The organism is Citrobacter sp. Marseille-Q5395 (genome assembly GCF_947057495.1).
GTDB lineage: Bacteria > Pseudomonadota > Gammaproteobacteria > Enterobacterales > Enterobacteriaceae > Citrobacter > Citrobacter murliniae.
Genome location: NZ_CAMSEL010000005.1, coordinates 342,011 through 359,439, shown reverse-complemented (window position 1 = coordinate 359,439; position 17,429 = coordinate 342,011). Strand labels below are relative to the sequence as shown.

At 51.9% G+C, this 17,429-nt stretch carries 15 protein-coding genes and 1 pseudogene; 8 read left to right on the top strand and 8 right to left on the bottom strand.

All coding sequences use genetic code 11. The features are described from left to right. Positions 1 to 161: 161 nt before the first annotated feature. The 4 genes from uhpA (at position 162) to uhpT (ending at position 5,126) form a co-directional block, all read left to right on the top strand. The gene (uhpA, locus tag OH663_RS07880; RefSeq protein WP_200011144.1) at positions 162 to 755 is read left to right on the top strand and encodes a response regulator transcription factor UhpA; all 594 of its coding nucleotides are present in this window, start codon (positions 162 to 164) and stop codon (positions 753 to 755) included. Then, positions 752 to 2,254 carry a signal transduction histidine-protein kinase/phosphatase UhpB gene (gene uhpB, locus OH663_RS07875; protein WP_048223173.1) on the top strand — a complete coding sequence of 501 codons (1,503 nt, stop codon included), beginning with the start codon at positions 752 to 754 and terminating at the stop codon, positions 2,252 to 2,254. Before uhpA ends, uhpB begins: the two co-directional genes overlap by 4 nt. A 9-nt stretch (positions 2,255 to 2,263) precedes the next feature. Then, the gene (gene uhpC / locus OH663_RS07870; protein WP_200011145.1) at positions 2,264 to 3,592 is read left to right on the top strand and encodes an MFS transporter; all 1,329 of its coding nucleotides are present in this window, start codon (positions 2,264 to 2,266) and stop codon (positions 3,590 to 3,592) included. A 142-nt stretch (positions 3,593 to 3,734) separates the two neighbouring features. Next, entirely contained in the window at positions 3,735 to 5,126 is a 1,392-nt protein-coding gene (gene uhpT / locus OH663_RS07865) for a hexose-6-phosphate:phosphate antiporter (RefSeq protein WP_045448895.1), read from the top strand. Between the two features lie 213 nt (positions 5,127 to 5,339). Here the strand turns inward: uhpT and adeD are convergent, their stop codons facing one another. After that, positions 5,340 to 7,112, bottom strand: coding sequence for an adenine deaminase (gene adeD, locus OH663_RS07860; protein WP_200011148.1), 1,773 nt, complete (start codon positions 7,110 to 7,112; stop codon positions 5,340 to 5,342). A gap of 176 nt (positions 7,113 to 7,288) precedes the next feature. Here adeD and OH663_RS07855 point away from each other — a divergent pair, with 176 nt between their 5' ends. Both OH663_RS07855 and OH663_RS07850 read left to right on the top strand, forming a co-directional pair. Then, complete coding sequence (locus OH663_RS07855) at positions 7,289 to 8,623, top strand: NCS2 family permease (protein WP_048223164.1); 1,335 nt, start codon at positions 7,289 to 7,291, stop codon at positions 8,621 to 8,623. A 52-nt stretch (positions 8,624 to 8,675) separates the two neighbouring features. Then, positions 8,676 to 9,128, top strand: a complete 453-nt coding sequence (locus tag OH663_RS07850) for a DUF1198 family protein (RefSeq protein WP_045448890.1) — start codon at positions 8,676 to 8,678, stop codon at positions 9,126 to 9,128. A gap of 126 nt (positions 9,129 to 9,254) precedes the next feature. On the opposite strand, the pseudogene OH663_RS07845 reads toward OH663_RS07850, so the two are convergent. After that, positions 9,255 to 9,410: pseudogene (locus tag OH663_RS07845) on the bottom strand (hypothetical protein); the annotation flags it as partial. Positions 9,411 to 9,548: 138 nt separating this feature from the next. Between OH663_RS07845 and nepI the strand changes: the two are divergent. Beyond that, positions 9,549 to 10,742 (top strand): purine ribonucleoside efflux pump NepI, encoded by a 1,194-nt coding sequence (gene nepI / locus OH663_RS07840; protein WP_048223494.1) that lies wholly within the window; start codon positions 9,549 to 9,551, stop codon positions 10,740 to 10,742. A 106-nt stretch (positions 10,743 to 10,848) separates the two neighbouring features. On the opposite strand, the gene OH663_RS07835 is transcribed toward nepI, so the two are convergent. The 5 genes from OH663_RS07835 to OH663_RS07815 all read right to left on the bottom strand — a co-directional run bounded on the left by OH663_RS07835 (position 10,849) and on the right by OH663_RS07815 (position 15,810). Continuing rightward, entirely contained in the window at positions 10,849 to 12,228 is a 1,380-nt protein-coding gene (locus OH663_RS07835) for a carbohydrate porin (protein ID WP_200011150.1), read from the bottom strand. A 205-nt stretch (positions 12,229 to 12,433) separates the two neighbouring features. Further along, entirely contained in the window at positions 12,434 to 12,736 is a 303-nt protein-coding gene (locus OH663_RS07830) for a PTS lactose/cellobiose transporter subunit IIA (RefSeq protein WP_008786514.1), read from the bottom strand. 12 nt (positions 12,737 to 12,748) lie between these two features. After that, a complete protein-coding gene (locus OH663_RS07825) occupies positions 12,749 to 14,131 on the bottom strand; it encodes a glycoside hydrolase family 1 protein (protein ID WP_200011153.1) in 1,383 nt (460 codons plus the stop codon). A gap of 20 nt (positions 14,132 to 14,151) precedes the next feature. Next, positions 14,152 to 15,483 (bottom strand): PTS sugar transporter subunit IIC, encoded by a 1,332-nt coding sequence (locus OH663_RS07820; protein ID WP_045448884.1) that lies wholly within the window; start codon positions 15,481 to 15,483, stop codon positions 14,152 to 14,154. 12 nt (positions 15,484 to 15,495) lie between these two features. After that, complete coding sequence (locus OH663_RS07815) at positions 15,496 to 15,810, bottom strand: PTS sugar transporter subunit IIB (protein WP_045448882.1); 315 nt, start codon at positions 15,808 to 15,810, stop codon at positions 15,496 to 15,498. Between the two features lie 292 nt (positions 15,811 to 16,102). Between OH663_RS07815 and OH663_RS07810 the strand changes: the two genes are divergently transcribed. Beyond that, complete coding sequence (locus tag OH663_RS07810; protein WP_045448881.1) at positions 16,103 to 17,050, top strand: LacI family DNA-binding transcriptional regulator; 948 nt, start codon at positions 16,103 to 16,105, stop codon at positions 17,048 to 17,050. A gap of 36 nt (positions 17,051 to 17,086) precedes the next feature. On the opposite strand, the gene OH663_RS07805 is transcribed toward OH663_RS07810, so the two are convergent. Next, complete coding sequence (locus OH663_RS07805; RefSeq protein ID WP_045448878.1) at positions 17,087 to 17,380, bottom strand: YicS family protein; 294 nt, start codon at positions 17,378 to 17,380, stop codon at positions 17,087 to 17,089. Positions 17,381 to 17,429: the final 49 nt, after the last annotated feature.

The following is a 17,429-nucleotide window of genomic DNA, read 5'->3' as shown; positions in this document are numbered from 1 at the left end:
CGCGCTGGTACACAAAATTATTCAAGTTGCATCAAGGCGGTAAGACTGAGAATCCCCAGGCGCTTTCTTCAGTAAGCTCCTGGGGTGAAAAGACGCAGCTTGAAGGATGAAGTGTATATCGTTAAGGTAAGCGCGTTTTTTATACCCGCCAGGACAAAACCATGATCACCGTTGCCCTCATTGACGATCACCTTATCGTCCGCTCCGGCTTTGCTCAGTTGCTGGGGCTTGAACCCGATTTGCAGGTTGTTGCCGAATTTGGCTCCGGGCGAGAGGCGCTGGCAGGGTTGCCGGGACGCGGTGTGCAGGTGTGCATCTGTGATATCTCAATGCCGGATATTTCCGGGCTGGAGTTACTCGGTCAGTTGCCGAAAGGGATGGCGATCATCATGCTCTCCGTTCACGACAGTCCGGCGCTGGTGGAACAGGCGCTGAACGCTGGTGCGCGAGGTTTTCTCTCCAAACGCTGTAGTCCCGACGAGTTGATTGCAGCGGTACATACCGTCGCAACGGGCGGTTGTTATTTAACGCCGGATATTGCGGTTAAGCTGGCTGCCGGGCGTCAGGATCCACTGACCAAACGTGAACGACAGGTGGCGGAAAAACTGGCGCAGGGCATGGCGGTGAAAGAGATTGCCGCCGAACTGGGCCTGTCGCCAAAAACGGTACACGTACATCGCGCTAACCTGATGGAAAAGCTGGGCGTCAGTAACGATGTTGAACTGGCGAGACGGATGTTTGACGGCTGGCAATGAACACCTTTTTCTCCCGCTTAATCACTGTTGTCGCCTGTTTCTTTATCTTCTCCGCCGCATGGTTCTGTTTGTGGAGTGTCAGCCTGCATCTCGTAGAGCGTCCTGAGTTGGCGGTACTGTTATTTCCGTTCGGCTTGCGTCTGGGACTGATGCTGCAATGTCCGCGTGGCTACTGGCCTGTGTTGTTGGGGGCGGAATGGCTGCTCCTGTTCTGGCTGGTGCAGGAAGTTGCGCTGGCACATCTACCCCTTTTGATGATCGGTAGCCTGTTGACGCTGCTCCCTGTGGCACTGATCTCTCGCTATCGCCATCAGCGCGACTGGCGCACTCTGCTGTTACAGGGCGCGGCGCTGACCGCGGCGGCGCTGCTGCAGTCCGCTCCGTGGCTGGGGCAAGGTGGCGAGGCGTGGAACGCCCTGCTGCTGACGTTAACCGGTGGATTGACGCTGGCTCCTGTCTGCCTGGTGTTCTGGCACTATCTCACCAGTACCACCTGGCTGCCGCTTGGTCCGGCGGTGATTTCCCAGCCGGTGAACTGGCGCGGGCGGCACCTGGTGTGGTATCTGCTGCTGTTCAGCGTCAGCCTGTGGCTCCAGTTGGGGTTGCCGGATGAGTTGTCACGCTTTACGCCGTTCTGCCTGGCGCTGCCGATTATAGCGCTCGCCTGGCACTACGGCTGGCAGGGGGCGTTGATTGCGACGCTGATGAACGCTATCGCACTCATTGCCAGCCAGACCTGGCACGATCATCCGGTTGATTTGCTGCTCTCACTGTTGGCGCAAAGTCTGACCGGACTGCTGCTCGGTGCAGGCATTCAGCGTTTGCGCGAATTAAACCAGTCGTTGCAAAACGAACTGGCGCGTAATCATCGCCTGGCAGAACGCCTGCTGGAAACCGAAGAGAGCGTGCGTCGCGACGTAGCGCGTGAGCTACACGATGACATCGGCCAGACTATTACCGCCATTCGCACTCAGGCGGGCATCGTACAGCGACTGGCCCCGGAAAATGCGGGCGTTAAGCAGAGCGGGGCGCATATCGAGCAGCTCTCTCTGGGTGTCTATGATTCGGTACGTCGCCTGCTTGGGCGCTTACGTCCACGTCAACTGGATGATTTGACGCTGGAACAGGCTATCCGCTCCTTGATGCGAGAAATGGAACTGGAGAGTCGCGGTATCGTCAGTCATCTTGACTGGCGGATAGATGAAGCCGTGCTCAGCGAAAGTCAGCGGGTGACGCTGTTTCGCGTCTGTCAGGAAGGTCTGAATAACATAGTGAAGCACGCTAACGCCAGCGCGGTAACGCTGCAGGGGTGGCTTCAGGACGAGCGATTAATGCTGGTGATTGAGGACGATGGCAGCGGCTTGCCGGCGGGCGTGAATCAGCAGGGATTTGGCCTGACCGGGATGCGAGAGCGCATCACTGCCCTTGGAGGTTCGCTTGCTATTTCCTGTACGCACGGTACGCGAGTTAGCGTGTCTTTGCCTCAGCGTTATGCGTAAGGAGCGACAATGTTTCAGTTTTTAAAAGCCCCGGCGAACGCGCCGCGCCTTACCGATAAACACGAGATCGATGCCCGTTACCGCTACTGGCGGCGGCATATTCTGCTGACCATCTGGTTTGGTTATGCGCTGTTCTATTTCACCCGCAAAAGCTTCAACGCCGCCGTGCCGGAAATCCTTGCCAGCGGTGTGCTGACTCGCAGCGATATTGGCCTGCTGGCGACGCTGTTTTATATCACCTACGGGTTGTCAAAGTTTGTCTCCGGTGTCGTCAGCGACCGCTCTAATGCCCGTTATTTTATGGGCATCGGGCTGATTGCCACCGGAGTAGTGAACATTCTGTTTGGTTTTTCTACTTCGCTATGGGCGTTTGCCGTGCTGTGGGCGCTGAACGCCTTCTTTCAGGGATGGGGTTCGCCCGTATGCGCCCGATTACTGACCGCATGGTATTCGCGTACCGAGCGCGGCGGCTGGTGGGCGCTGTGGAATACCGCACATAACGTCGGCGGGGCGCTGATCCCAATCGTTATGGCGGCTACCGCGTTGCACTATGGTTGGCGTGCGGGAATGATGATTGCCGGGCTGATGGCGATTGTCGTAGGCGTGCTCCTCTGCTGGCGACTGCGTGACAGGCCACAGGCGATTGGTCTGCCGCCGATTGGTGACTGGCGGCACGATGAGCTGGAAATAGACCAACAGCAGGAAGGTGCGGGGCTTAGCCGAAAAGAGATCCTCACCAAATATGTGCTGCTGAATCCGTATATCTGGCTGCTGTCGTTGTGTTATGTGCTGGTGTACGTGGTGCGTGCTGCGATTAATGACTGGGGCAATCTGTATATGTCCGAGACGCTGGGTGTTGACCTGGTCACCGCTAATACCGCAGTGACCATGTTCGAGCTGGGCGGGTTTATCGGTGCACTGGTTGCGGGGTGGGGCTCGGACAAACTGTTTAACGGGAACCGTGGCCCGATGAACCTGATTTTTGCCGCCGGAATATTACTCTCTGTGGGTTCATTGTGGCTGATGCCGTTTGCCAGTTACGTGATGCAGGCTGCGTGCTTCTTCACTACCGGATTCTTTGTCTTCGGCCCGCAGATGCTGATCGGTATGGCGGCGGCAGAGTGTTCGCATAAAGATGCTGCGGGCGCGGCAACCGGGTTTGTTGGGCTGTTCGCTTATCTGGGCGCGTCGCTTTCCGGCTGGCCGTTGGCGAAGGTGATGGAGGTCTGGCACTGGACCGGTTTTTTCGTGGTAATCGCCATTGCCGCAGGGATTTCTGCTCTGCTGTTGCTGCCGTTTTTGAATGCTCAGGCTCCGCGCGAAGTTAGTGAAGCGTGATGCACCTCACTTTTTTGCCCCGAGTGGGGCAAAACTAAGAAATTTTCCCGGTTTCACCTGGACGCTGTCTCAGGCGTGCCTCCCGGCTGATTTTTACAATGCCTGCCATTCGCAGGTATAAAAATTAGCTCGGGAGTGTCCTATGCTGGCCTTTCTAAACCAGGTGCGCAAGCCGACCCTGGATTTGCCGCTCGATGTGCGGCGTAAAATGTGGTTCAAACCATTCATGCAGTCCTACCTGGTGGTTTTCATCGGCTACCTGACCATGTACCTGATCCGCAAAAACTTTAACATCGCGCAGAACGACATGATCTCCACCTACGGGCTGAGCATGACGCAGCTGGGGATGATTGGCCTGGGCTTCTCCATCACCTACGGTGTAGGTAAAACGCTGGTTTCCTATTACGCGGATGGCAAAAACACCAAGCAGTTCCTGCCGTTTATGCTGATCCTCTCGGCTATCTGTATGCTCGGCTTCAGCGCCAGCATGGGCGCAGGCTCAACCAGCTTGTTCCTGATGATTGCCTTCTACGCGCTGAGTGGTTTCTTCCAGAGTACTGGTGGCTCGTGCAGCTATTCGACGATCACCAAATGGACACCGCGCCGTAAACGTGGCTCTTATCTCGGGATGTGGAATATCTCCCACAACCTCGGTGGTGCAGGTGCGGCAGGTGTGGCGTTGTTTGGTGCTAATGTGCTGTTCGATGGTCACGTGATCGGCATGTTTATCTTCCCGTCGATTATCGCCCTGATTGTGGGCTTTATTGGCTTGCGCTATGGCAGCGACTCCCCGGAATCTTATGGTCTGGGTAAAGCCGAAGAGTTGTTTGGGGAAGAGATCAGCGAAGAGGACAAAGAGACTGAAGAAAATGACATGACCAAGTGGCAGATCTTTGTTGAGTACGTGCTGAAAAACAAAGTGATCTGGCTGCTGTGCTTCTCCAACATCTTCCTGTACGTGGTGCGCATCGGTATCGATCAGTGGTCCACTGTCTACGCCTTCCAGGAGCTGAAACTCTCCAAAGAAGTCGCGATTCAGGGCTTTACCCTGTTTGAAGTCGGGGCGCTGGTCGGTACGCTGCTGTGGGGTTGGCTCTCTGACCTGGCAAACGGCCGTCGTGCGCTGGTGGCCTGTGTCGCGTTGGCATTAATCATTGCCACGCTGGGTGTCTACCAGCACGCCAGCAACCAGTACGTTTACCTGGCGTCGTTGTTTGCCCTTGGCTTCCTGGTGTTTGGCCCGCAATTGTTAATCGGTGTGGCGGCAGTTGGTTTCGTACCGAAAAAAGCGATCGGTGCTGCCGATGGGATTAAAGGTACTTTCGCTTATCTGATTGGCGACAGCTTTGCCAAGCTGGGTCTGGGGATGATTGCCGATGGTACGCCAGTCTTTGGTCTGACCGGCTGGGCGGGGACTTTCGCCGCGCTGGATACCGCTGCTATCGGCTGTATCTGCCTGATGGCTATCGTCGCCGTATTTGAAGAACGTAAAATTCGCCGTGAGAAAAAGATCCAGCAGTTAAAAACCGCTTAAGTGTGTATTGGTAACTTTTGCCCGCCTCTGAATCTTATTCATCAGGGCTATCTTGCTTGTCATTTTGAACCAGGGCAGTGCTCGAAATCCTCAGGTACTATCTGTACATTCCGGTTTCTGCGCGCTGTCCGTGTTCAAACTGTCTGCGCCGATAACGCCCAATGTATAAAGTTCTCATAGCGGGCTTTTTTTATGCTTCGGATTCGCTGTTCCTTACGGCGAGTCAGCAATCTCCAGCGATGTAAACGTAAATGCTTCGCCATCAAATAATCCCTGGCTGGTGAGCTTTAGCGCGGGGATCACCGGCAAAGAGAGAAATGCCATCTGAATAAAGGGCTCATCGGGGAGCGTGCCGCACGCCCGGCCTGCTGCTTTCAGTGAATCGATTTGTTCGGCCAGCGATTCTGCCGTATCAGTGCTCATCAGTCCGGCGACTGGTAGCGCTAAATGGCATTGAACTTCCCCATGACGAACCACGCATAAGCCACCACCGTCGGCGATCACCTGATTAACCGCCACCGTCATCTCTTCAGCGCTGTGACCGATGACCACGATGTTATGGCTGTCGTGGCTGACGGTTGCTGCCAGCGCCCCCTCCTTCAGCCCAAACCCGCCTAATAAACCACAGGCAGGTGGGTGCTGATAGCCATAGCGCTCAAGAACAGCGATAAAACAAATATCATCACGATCAAAGCCGTCTTCCGTGTAACAGCATTTGCTGGCGGGGGTGATTAATTCGTTGGGGATGACTTCAATCACCCGATAGCATTTTCCAGGGGTGAAATGAAACCGAAAATCCGTGGCACGGACCAGTTGCCGCGCCACGGTGTTGCCGTATGGAGGCGCTGTGCGCGCCAGCCTGGACGATTCGTCAGCTTTCAGCGCATCGGCATTGAGTGGTTCACCTTTAATAAAGACCTGTTGCACCGTGACGTTGTGGGCATCGCTGAGCAGGACAATATCCGCCTGTTTTCCAGGAGCCAGCAGGCCGAGATGGCGCAGGCCAAAATGTTGCGCAGCAGACCAGCTGGCGACGCGGTAAGCGATGTGAAGCGGTACGTGGTGCTGTGTAATGAGGCGTCGAATCAGTGCGTCAATATGCCCTTCGTGGGCGATCTCCCAGGGGTTACGATCGTCGGTACACAGCATGCATTGTGGGCTATTTAGCGCGTTAATGAGCGGAGCCAGCGCGTCGAGGTTGCGGGCGGCAGAACCTTCGCGAATCATCAACGCCATTCCAAGCTGCAGCTTTCGTCGTCCTTCTTCTGGCAGGTAGCTTTCATGGCAATTTTCAATTCCGGCGGCAATGTAAGCGTTCAACGCTTTGCCTTGCAGGCCGGGGCTGTGACCGTCCAGCGTCAGATGTCGAAAGGCATCCATTTTATCAAGAAGTGCGTCCTGCCCGGCAATGACGCCAGGGTAATCCATTACCTCCGCCAGACCGGCAACGTGTGGATGATCCCGCCAGGTGAGCATTTGTTCAAGTGTAAAGCTGGCACCGTTGATGTCGCAGCCAGCCAGCGCCGGGACGCAGGAACTGATTTGAATATATTGATTTTGTGTTGCCTGTTCGGCGCAGCGGATAAACCAGGCAAGGCCAGTTTCCCCCATCACGTTGACGATTTCGTGCGGGTCGCAGATGACGGTAGTGAGCCCGCGAGGAAGCGTCGCGGTTTCAAAGGCCACAGGTGTCATCATGCTGGATTCAATATGCAGGTGAGCGTCGATAAAACCGGGAACTGCTGTTGCGCCGAGAGCATCAATACGCCGTAATGCACTGGCATGAGAATATTCCGGACCGATACCGGCGATATGCCGTCCTTTAATCAAGATTGGCCCTGGCATTTCTCCACCGTTGATCAGATCGAGAATTTTGACATTATCAATAATATAATCGGCAGGTGCGTCACCGCGAGAAACAGCTAGCAAATTTTGTCTTTGCTGACGGCTAATGTAATGAAATTTATCGTTAATCGTATTATTCATATTTTTCTCATTTTGATTTTATCAATTTGATTGTTATTTATCATTTAAGAATAGCTGTGATTATTTAAAGTTTATCGATTAACGTGCGTTTGCAATGTGATAACTATCACTGAATTAAGTATGCCATCTGTTTTAAAAAGAGACTGAATTTATACTCTCATCAATGGATGAAAAAAATGAATAATGAAATCAGTGATGATGTAAACGAGAGCTCAGGGTGGCTTGCGAGATTATTTAAGTTGCAACAGCACGAGACCACAGTACGTACAGAAATGATTGCGGGAATGACGACATTTTTAACGATGGTGTATATCGTTTTTGTGAATCCGCAAATACTGGGCGCTGCGCAAATGGACCCGAAGGTGGTGTTTGTGACCACGTGCCTGATTGCGGGCATCGGCAGTATTGCGATGGGACTGATTGCCAATCTGCCGGTAGCCCTGGCTCCTGCTATGGGGCTGAATGCCTTTTTTGCTTTTGTCGTCGTGGGGGCGATGGGGGTGAGTTGGCAAACGGGGATGGGGGCGATATTTTGGGGTGCCGTCGGATTATTTCTGCTTACCCTTTTTCGTATTCGTTACTGGATGATTTCAAACATACCCGCTAGCTTACGTATTGGCATTACCAGCGGTATCGGTTTATTTATTGCGTTGATGGGTTTAAAAAATTCAGGCGTTATTATTGCCAATAAAGATACGCTGGTAGCGATCGGTGATTTAAGCTCACATAGCGTATTGTTAGGTATTCTTGGGTTCTTTATTATTACGGTCCTGTCATCGCGTAATTTCCATGCGGCAGTATTGATTTCTATTGTTGTGACGTCATGTTTTGGATTGTTTTTTGGTGATGTTCAGTTCCTCGGTATATATTCTGCACCACCTAACATCAGTGCAGTGATTGGTGAGGTTGATTTACGCGGTGCGTTGTCGTTGAATCTGGCCGGTATTATCTTCTCGTTTATGTTAATTAATCTCTTTGACTCATCAGGAACATTAATTGGCGTAACAGATAAAGCCGGATTAATCGATCGTGACGGTAAATTTCCCAATATGAATAAGGCGTTGTACGTGGATAGTGTCAGCTCTGTTGCAGGGGCATTTATCGGCACATCTTCCGTAACGGCGTACATTGAAAGTACGGCCGGCGTGGCGGTCGGTGGACGCTCGGGGCTGACTGCCGTGGTGGTTGGTGCACTATTCCTGCTGGTGATGTTTTTTTCACCTCTGGTCAGTATGGTGCCTGCCTATGCGACAGCAGGTGCGCTTATTTTTGTGGGTGTGCTGATGACCTCAAGCCTGGCGCGCGTTAGCTGGGATGATTTAACCGAGTCAGTGCCTGCCTTTATCACGACGGTGATGATGCCCTTTAGTTTTTCTATTACCGAAGGAATTGCGCTGGGTTTCATGTCGTATTGCATCATGAAAGTGTTTACCGGGCGCTGGCGTGAGCTGAATCTTTGTGTGGTCGCCGTGGCATTGCTGTTTGCGTTGAAAATCATCCTGGTGGATTAGTATTCGCAGTCTGTTTCCAGATATCATGAGCGCGGATAACGCAGGAGAACTCATGATCTGGATAATGCTGGCCACGTTGGTTGTTGTTTTTGTAGTGGGTTTTCGGGTGCTGACGTCTGGATCACGACGCGCGATTCGTCGCCTGAGCGAACGGTTGAGCATTGACGTCGTGCCGGTAGAATCGATGATCGATCAGATGGGAAAAGTGCAGGGAGAAGCGTTTTTACAGTATCTTCATCGGCCTGACGAATCGCATTTGCAAAATGCCGCCCAGGTGCTGTTGATCTGGCAAATCGTCATTGTTGACGGTAGTGAACAGAACTTGCTGCAGTGGCATCGATTGTTGCAAAAAGTCCGCCTGGCAGCGCCGGTTACCGATGCACAGGTGCGCCTGGCGCTGGGTTTTCTGCGAGAAATGGAGCCAGATATGCAGGAAATAAATGCGTTTCAGATGCGCTATAACGCCTTTTTTCAACCTGAAGATGGGGTGCACTGGCTGCACTGATATCATGCTTGTTTATGACGATTTTTTTTAATCGTCATAATATTTATATCTATCTCCCGCACAGGGGCCCTCGTTACACTTACACGACGAGGTGCATCATGAAACAAGCGACTCAACACAGTGCGATTATCTGGCCGGAAACCTATCTGCCAGGTACGACCGATAATTTTGCCTCACAAGCGCAGTAATCTTATCGTCGTTGAGAAGCGCATAATGCCTGGCTAACTCGCGAAATCCAGCGGGTTCATGGTTGTTGATGTTGGTCATATCCTGTTTGGCGTATCAATGCGTCGTTTTTATTATGCGATCTGCCGCGCAGCGCTATTGCAAATCCTGGAAAGTTGCCTAAACGTTAAATCCGTCACATTTTTAATGTTACACTGCGTGACTTTTCTACAGAAATACCACGCAGGTTACAAAATGAGTGACGTTATTGAACAAAAATCCCGCGCTGAGGTAAATGCCCGACCAAACTGGTCGGCGGTATTCGCCGTGGCGTTCTGTGTTGCCTGCCTGATAACCGTTGAGTTTCTGCCCGTCAGTTTGTTGACGCCTATGGCGCAGGACCTGGGGATTTCAGAAGGTGTGGCCGGACAATCGGTGACCGTGACGGCATTTGTCGCCATGTTTGCCAGCCTGTTTATTACCCAAATTATTCAGGCGACCGACCGCCGCTATATCGTCATCCTGTTCTCCGTGCTGCTGACGCTCTCCTGCCTGCTGGTTTCATTTGCTAACTCTTTTACGCTGCTACTGATTGGTCGTGCCTGTCTTGGGCTGGCACTCGGCGGTTTCTGGGCGATGTCGGCCTCGCTGACCATGCGTCTGGTGCCCGCCCGCACGGTACCGAAAGCACTGTCGGTTATCTTTGGCGCAGTTTCTATCGCGCTGGTGATCGCCGCTCCGTTGGGCAGCTTCCTTGGCGGTATCATCGGCTGGCGCAACGTTTTTAACGCGGCAGCGGTAATGGGGGTGCTGTGTATTATTTGGGTTGTTAAATCGCTGCCTTCGTTGCCTGGCGAGCCATCGCACCAAAAACAAAATATGTTCAGCCTGTTGCAACGTCCTGGTGTGATGGCCGGCATGATCGCCATCTTTATGTCTTTTGCCGGGCAGTTCGCCTTCTTTACCTATATTCGCCCGGTGTATATGAATCTGGCGGGATTTGATGTTGATGGCCTGACGCTGGTACTGCTGAGTTTTGGTATTGCCAGCTTTGTTGGCACGTCGCTCTCTTCTGTGATTCTGAAACGTTCGGTCAAACTGGCATTGGCAGGTGCGCCGCTGGTGCTGGCGCTCAGTGCGCTGGTATTGATCCTGTGGGGGAGTGACAAAGTGGTGGCGGCAGGCATTGCGATTATCTGGGGACTGGCGTTCGCTCTGGTACCGGTAGGCTGGTCGACGTGGATCACCCGCTCGCTTGCGGATCAGGCAGAAAAAGCCGGATCCGTCCAGGTCGCCGTGATCCAGCTTGCCAATACCTGTGGGGCTGCGGTTGGAGGATATGCACTCGATAACCTCGGACTGCTGTCGCCCCTGATGCTCTCCGGCAGCCTGATGCTGCTGACGGCGCTTCTGGTGGCAGCGAAAGTACGCATAAAGGGTATGCAGTGATCGCCAGTTCTATTTGCCGTATGGTGTTGTAAATGCGTCATCCGGCCTACAATCGCAATACAGGCCGGATAAACGCAGTGCCATCAGGCATTACACCTTTCACTAATCAGAACCACGCCTCCCACATTGCGCCGAGGTTAAAGTCATCCAGCGTTTCATCCTTCGTACCGTTGACGCGAGCAGTGCGGTCATTATCAACTTTGCCGCCGGTGACATAGAAGCGCAGCATTGGGCGGAATTCTGGACCCATAGCGATCGACATGTTCTGCGACAGCGTTAACTTCCAGCCGTTGTTATCCCCGCCGTTATCATAATCAACCCGCTGATAGCCTGCTTCCAGCCAGGTGGAGTGAACATCGTTCCAGAAATACATCGGACGTATAATCGCGCCGTAGTTCTTACGGTTGTCGCTCTTGTCTGTGCTGTTGTCGTAATCATGGAACGCCAGCAGGTATTCGACCTGCGCCTGTTGGGTGAACTTATGGCTCCCCTCAAAACTGGCGTATATCGCTGTCAGATCGTCGGTTTTGTTATAGACGCTGTTATCTGAATTATCAGAATAACGGGCGATAACCTTGTTCACACCACTGTCGTTAGTGTGGCTCAGCACAAATGCACCCTGCCAGGCTTTCAGGCGGTCATCGCTCTCGACGGCTTTAGAGTCAAAACCATAGTTGGCGTAAATCTCCAGATCCAGTGGACCGATCTTCATATTGTGGATTTTTGACGTTACTGCGTAGTTACCCTTATCGCCCGTACCAGAACCGCCGGTACAGGTAATGCGTGATGGGTTGGCTTCGTCTTCCATCACTTCCGGGCTGCACGATTCAACCGCGGCGACAGTGGCGACATCAAACTGCACGCCGCCAATGTCGAAGTTTTTAACCCCGGCTCCCTGACCGTCATGGTTCATCCAGAAGTAGTCGTTGATGCCTTGTTGTGGACGCTGATGGAAGTCGCGGCCCGCCCAGATATAAGCGTTAGGATTGGATTCCAGCACGTTAGTTACGCCGGCGTAGGCTTTTTTGAGGTTAACTTCGTCGCCCCAGTGGTCGATCATCACGTTGATGTCCCAGATGGCGCCGTTGTCGCTTTTGAACGCTTTGGAGAGCTGGAATTCGCCGCCGTTGCCTTCGTTACCCAGACGGCCAATGGCCGACGCACCGTTATAGGAACCATCAACGCCGACGTATTTCTGATCACCGCTCTGGAAATGTGCGCCGTAGCGCGCATATCCGCTGAATTTCACGCCGAACGGAATCGCCATATCCGGGGATTGTGCTGCACTTTGTGGTTCATTAATCACATCGGCTTTTTTCGCCACAGCAGCGTCCATTTTCGCCTGACGTTCCGTAAGTGCTTTATCTACGGCTTTGGCGACGATGGCGTCGATTTGTTCCTGAGTAAATTCCTGTGCGAGGACAGAAACTGGGCAAAGCGCGGCCACGACCGCCATGGCTAGTGGAAGTTTCTTAGTTAAATTCATGGTTATCTCATTTACACTTTACCCTTCAGGTTGCCATAAGCATTCCGAATAAGCGTGTGTATTAATTTATTTTAAGATAATAACCATCCCGTCTTGGGTTAATTTGCTATCACCAAAACAAGTTGATCTGTTTATTTTGTTAACGGGTACAGAAATATTTTATTTAATCGTAATAAACTCTCCGTTCGTAAAGTGTAAGTTCATATTAGCGCTGATACAGATGAATAATTTCTTCTGACAGTTCGCGGGCTAATAGCGATGTCATTAAGTGGTCCTGCGCATGCACCATAATTAATGTCATAGGCTGCCGGGCTTCCCCGGCGTCCTGTTCGATCAATTTTGTTTGCATGTGGTGAGCTTGACGTGCGTAGCCATCAGCCTCACGAAGCAGGCTTTTCGCTTCATCAATGTTCCCGGCGCGTGCAGCGTGGAGTGCTTCGAAGCACAGGCTTCGGGACTGGCCGGCATTAACGATGATTTCCATTACTGCTTCTTCTAATGCAATCATGATCTTCTGTTCTCAATTAAAACCATTGCTTTCGGCGGTATCGGCAAACCACTCGCCACTCTTTTTCACCGTACGTTTTTGCGTTTCTAAATCTAACTGAACAAAGCCATAGCGGTTTTTATATCCGTTGAGCCATGACCAGTTATCAATAAAGGTCCACATGTGGTAGCCAAGACAATTACAGCCTTCGCTTATTCCCTTATGCAGCCATTTAAGATGTGCAGAAACGAATTCAATACGGTAGTCATCGTTGATTTGATCCTGCTGAATGAATCGCTGTTCGTTTTCTACCCCCATTCCATTTTCAGAAATAAAACAGCGTGGGTTACCGTAATTATCTCGCAGGTTGGTAATAATATCGTAAATACCTGGCTCATAAATTTCCCAGCCACGGTAAGGGTTCATTTTGCGTCCCGGCATTTCGTAATAATCGAACAACCATTCAGGCATAAACGGTGCATCAGGATTGACCGCGCTATCACGACATTTCACCCGTCGGGGCTGGTAATAGTTAATGCCCAACAGGTCGATTTTGCCATCGGATATCAGCTGGCTATCGCCAGGCTTACACGTGGGCAGCTGATCGTACTCTTTCAGCAGTTCCACCAGGTCCGCAGGATATTCACCTTTCAGTACCGGGTCGAGAAAACTGCGGTTGAAGAGCAGATCCGCATGGTGTGCGGCTTTCACATCCGCCGGATTTTGTGAGCGTGGATAGGAAGGCGTTAAATTTAGCACTACGCCAATTTCACCGTCATAGTTCCCGGCGCGATACGCGCGAACAGCCGTCGAATGTGCCAGTACAGTGTGGTACGCCACGGTTACGGCACGTTTGAAATCCACCACGTTTGGATAATGGAAGTCATACAGATAGCCGCCTTCGACCGGGACAATCGGTTCATTAAAGGTGAACCAGTGCTTAACCCGATTGCCGAACAAGTCGAAGCATGTTTGTGCGTAGCGACCAAATGCCTCGACCACTTCCCGGTTTTCCCAGCCGCCTTTTTCCTGCATCACCATTGGCATGTCAAAGTGGAACAGGGTGATAAATGGCGTGATGCCCTGTGCCAGCAGCTCATTGATCACATTGTTATAGAAATCGACGGCTTCAGGATTTACTTCACCCGTACCGTCAGGGATCAGGCGCGACCAGCTCAGGGAAGTTCGGAAGCTGTTGTGCTTCAGTTGCTTCAGCAGCGCGATGTCTTGCTTCCAGTGCTGATAAAATGTCGAGGTGTTCGCCGGGCCAACCCCCTGATGGAAACGGCCTGGCTGACGGTCGAACCATACGTCCCATGTGGTCTGGCTTTTGCCACCGTTCAGGCTATCCCCTTCGGTTTGCAGCGCTGAACAGGCACTGCCCCACCAGAAGTTTTCAGGAAAACGGTATCTCATTGTTCTGACTCCTTGATCGATTATGAGTTGCTACGGGCAGCGTTCGCCACGGAGACGGCATCCTGGGCCTTTTGCTCTTCAGTTTTCATCAAAGAGCGTTCGTATGCGCGCAGGAAAGGGAGGTACATCAGCGCTGACATCGCCATACAGATAAAGCACATCACCACCGGGCTTAATGCCCAGTTCGCGGCCCAGGAAGCACCAATTGGTGCTGGTGTGGTCCACGGTGTCAGTGAAACAACCTGCGCCAGCCAGCCAAGTTTTGTGGCGCTATATGCCAGCACAGCGTTAACCAGCGGTACGCAGACGAACGGAATGAATAGCATCGGATTCATGATGATCGGCGCACCAAACAGAATAGGCTCATTGATGTTAAAGAAACTAGGCACAATTCCCATTTTGCCGATGGTCCGCAGGTGTGCGACGCGGCTGCGCAGCAGCAGGAATGCCAGTGGTAATGTCGATCCCACGCCGCCAATGAGCAGGTAGTGATCCCAGAAGCCTTGTAGATAAACATGTGGTAATGCAGCGCCAGCGGCAAGAGCCGCCTGGTTGGCAGATAAGTTGGCCATCCAGAATGGATTCATAATGCCAGTGACAATCAGTGAACCGTGGATCCCGGCGAACCAGAAAATCTGGCACAGCAGGACGGAAAGCAGGATTGCGGGCAGGGAATCAGAAGCGGAAACCAGCGGTTCCAGCAGGTGCATTATTGCCTGCGGAATGATCATTCCGGTTTGTGCTTCGATAAACAGGTTTAGCGGATGCAGGGTCGCAATCACGACCAGAACCGGAATCAGGATTTCAAATGAGCGGGCGACGCCGGTCGGCACCTCTTTAGGCAGGCGAATGGTCACGTTATTCTGCTTCAGCCACGCATACATGCGGGTGGAATAGATAGCAGTGATCAGCGCGGTAAAGATCCCCTGACCGGAGAGATATTGCGTAGAGATTTTCCCGTCGGCATAGGGGGCTGCAACCAGTAAAAACGCCATAAAGGCCAGCAGACCGGACATTACCGGGTCGAGGTTAAACTGTCGGCCCAGACTGGCGCCAATGCCGACGGAGATGAAGAACGTCATAACACCCATGCTGAGGTTAAACGGCAGCATCAACTGTTCGCGATAGGTGGCAGAGAAATCAAGCCAGCCACGGGCAAAGCTGTTGGTGGTTTCGGCAGAGAACGGAGGAAAAATAAACACCAGCATGAAGGAGCCGATGATCATAAACGGCAGCGCCGCCGTAAAACCGTCACGAATCGCAATCACATACTTTTGCTGTCCCAGCTTTCCGGCGAGGGGGGTGATGGATTGTTCAATGACGGCAACCATTGACTGATATAACGAACTCATATTGACACCTTTCTAGTGTGCCGCTTCAATCAGCGACAGAGCATAATCCAGCACTTTGTCACCACGTTGCATACCGTAATCCATCATATCTATGGCTTTTACGGGTATACCCTGGGTGGCAGCCTTTTCTGAGAGTGTGTTAAGCATATATTTTACCTGGGGGCCAAGTAGCACCACCTGGTAATTTGGAAACTGTGTGTCAAATTCGGCAACACCGTATGCCTCAATCTTCACCGGTAGTCCACGAATGTCCGCCTCTTCAACCATTTTGCGAACTAGTAAACTGGTGGACATTCCTGCAGAGCAGCACAGCATAATCCTGAACATTGTTAGCCATCCTTTAAATGTAAAAACATATTGCGAGTTTGATTTGATATCATACGGAAACCGGTTTCCATTCGTAGCAAACGGAACTGTGATGGCCATCAAGATCTGATGCGTATAAGGCTGATTATTTGAATCCAGCTCACGAAATTTGGTGGTTTGAACTCTTTTTGAGTGCAAATGGAAAATCGGTTTCCATGAAAAACGGAAACAGATATACTGCGAGTGGCGATTATTTAAGCCAATGTTAAATACAGGAAGGAAAGGGCCAGGCGGGTCCTGTCAGGGGAGAATGATGTCTACTATCAACGATGTATCGCGTTTGGCTGGCGTATCTAAAGCTACTGTGTCGCGCGTGTTGAGCGGATCACGTGGCGTAAAAGAGGCCAGCCGTCTCGCCGTGTTGAAGGCGGTGGATGAACTCAATTATCGTCCGAATGTGATTGCACAGTCGCTGCTGAGCCAGTCTACAGGCTGCATTGGCGTGATATGCGCACAGGACAACATCAATCAGACAACGGGCTATCTCTACGCGCTGGAAAAGCATCTTAGCCAGCATCAAAAACACCTCCTCCTTCGCTTTGCCAATACCAAAGCGGAAGTGATGAGCGCCCTTGATGAGCTAAGCTGCGGTTTGTGCGATGACGTGTTGATTATTGGCGCACGTTTCCCGTTAAGTATTAGTCAGGATAATGTCATTCTGGTGGATTGCCTGGAGTCTGGCGATGACGTCAACAGCATCCAGTTTGATCACGCATTCGCTACCGAAACGGCATGTAACTACCTGATTAGCCAGCATCGCCGCCAGATTGCGTTGATCCACCCGGATGGTATGGGTTTCTCCGACCAGGTACTCCTGGGTTACAAACATGCATTGGAAAAAAATTTCCTGCCCTTTAACCGCAATCTGGTGTTTATGGAAGCGACGTCATCATCAGTGGCCTTGCAGGAATTGCTAAATAACGCGTCAACGCTCAATTTTAACGCGCTGCTGGTGGCGGATGAACAGCAGGCCCAGCGTGTGATCCCGCAGTTGCAGGCATTTAATAAATCCGTACCGGAAGACATTATGGTCTTTAGCCTGGCCGGTACACTGCACCTGCCCGGTATCCCGACAATCCCGGCTATTGAATATTCAATGGATGCCATGGCCGCACGTATAGTCAGCTGGTTAAATGAAAAAACGCAGAGTGTGCTGAGTTCGTACGTGCTGCGCGGAGATTTAATTATTCCTCAGCGGTAACGGTATCAATCAGGCGTTAAGCACTCTGCTTCGCGCCTAGATATCCGGACATTCAACCTTACTAAGTGCTTCCCAGTAGTTGTCCTGATGACTTCTTTGTATTGCCAAAATGGCTTCGCGAATATGCTGCTGATTACGTGAATCAGCCATAATCGTTTTTTCCCACACCTCATCCGATGGCGACCCCTGTGGGGTACAAATCTTACGTAAATCCTTCAGCACAGTGTTTTTTTCGTGAACTGACTGTAGCGAACCGTAAGCCGAGTCGGCCTGCGCCAGACCCGGCAGCGTGAAAAGAATGGCAATGATCGGAAAAACGGCTCGTTTCATGTTAATAATCCTTGTTGTCGACGCGCATAATTTCAAGAGTAAGTGTAGT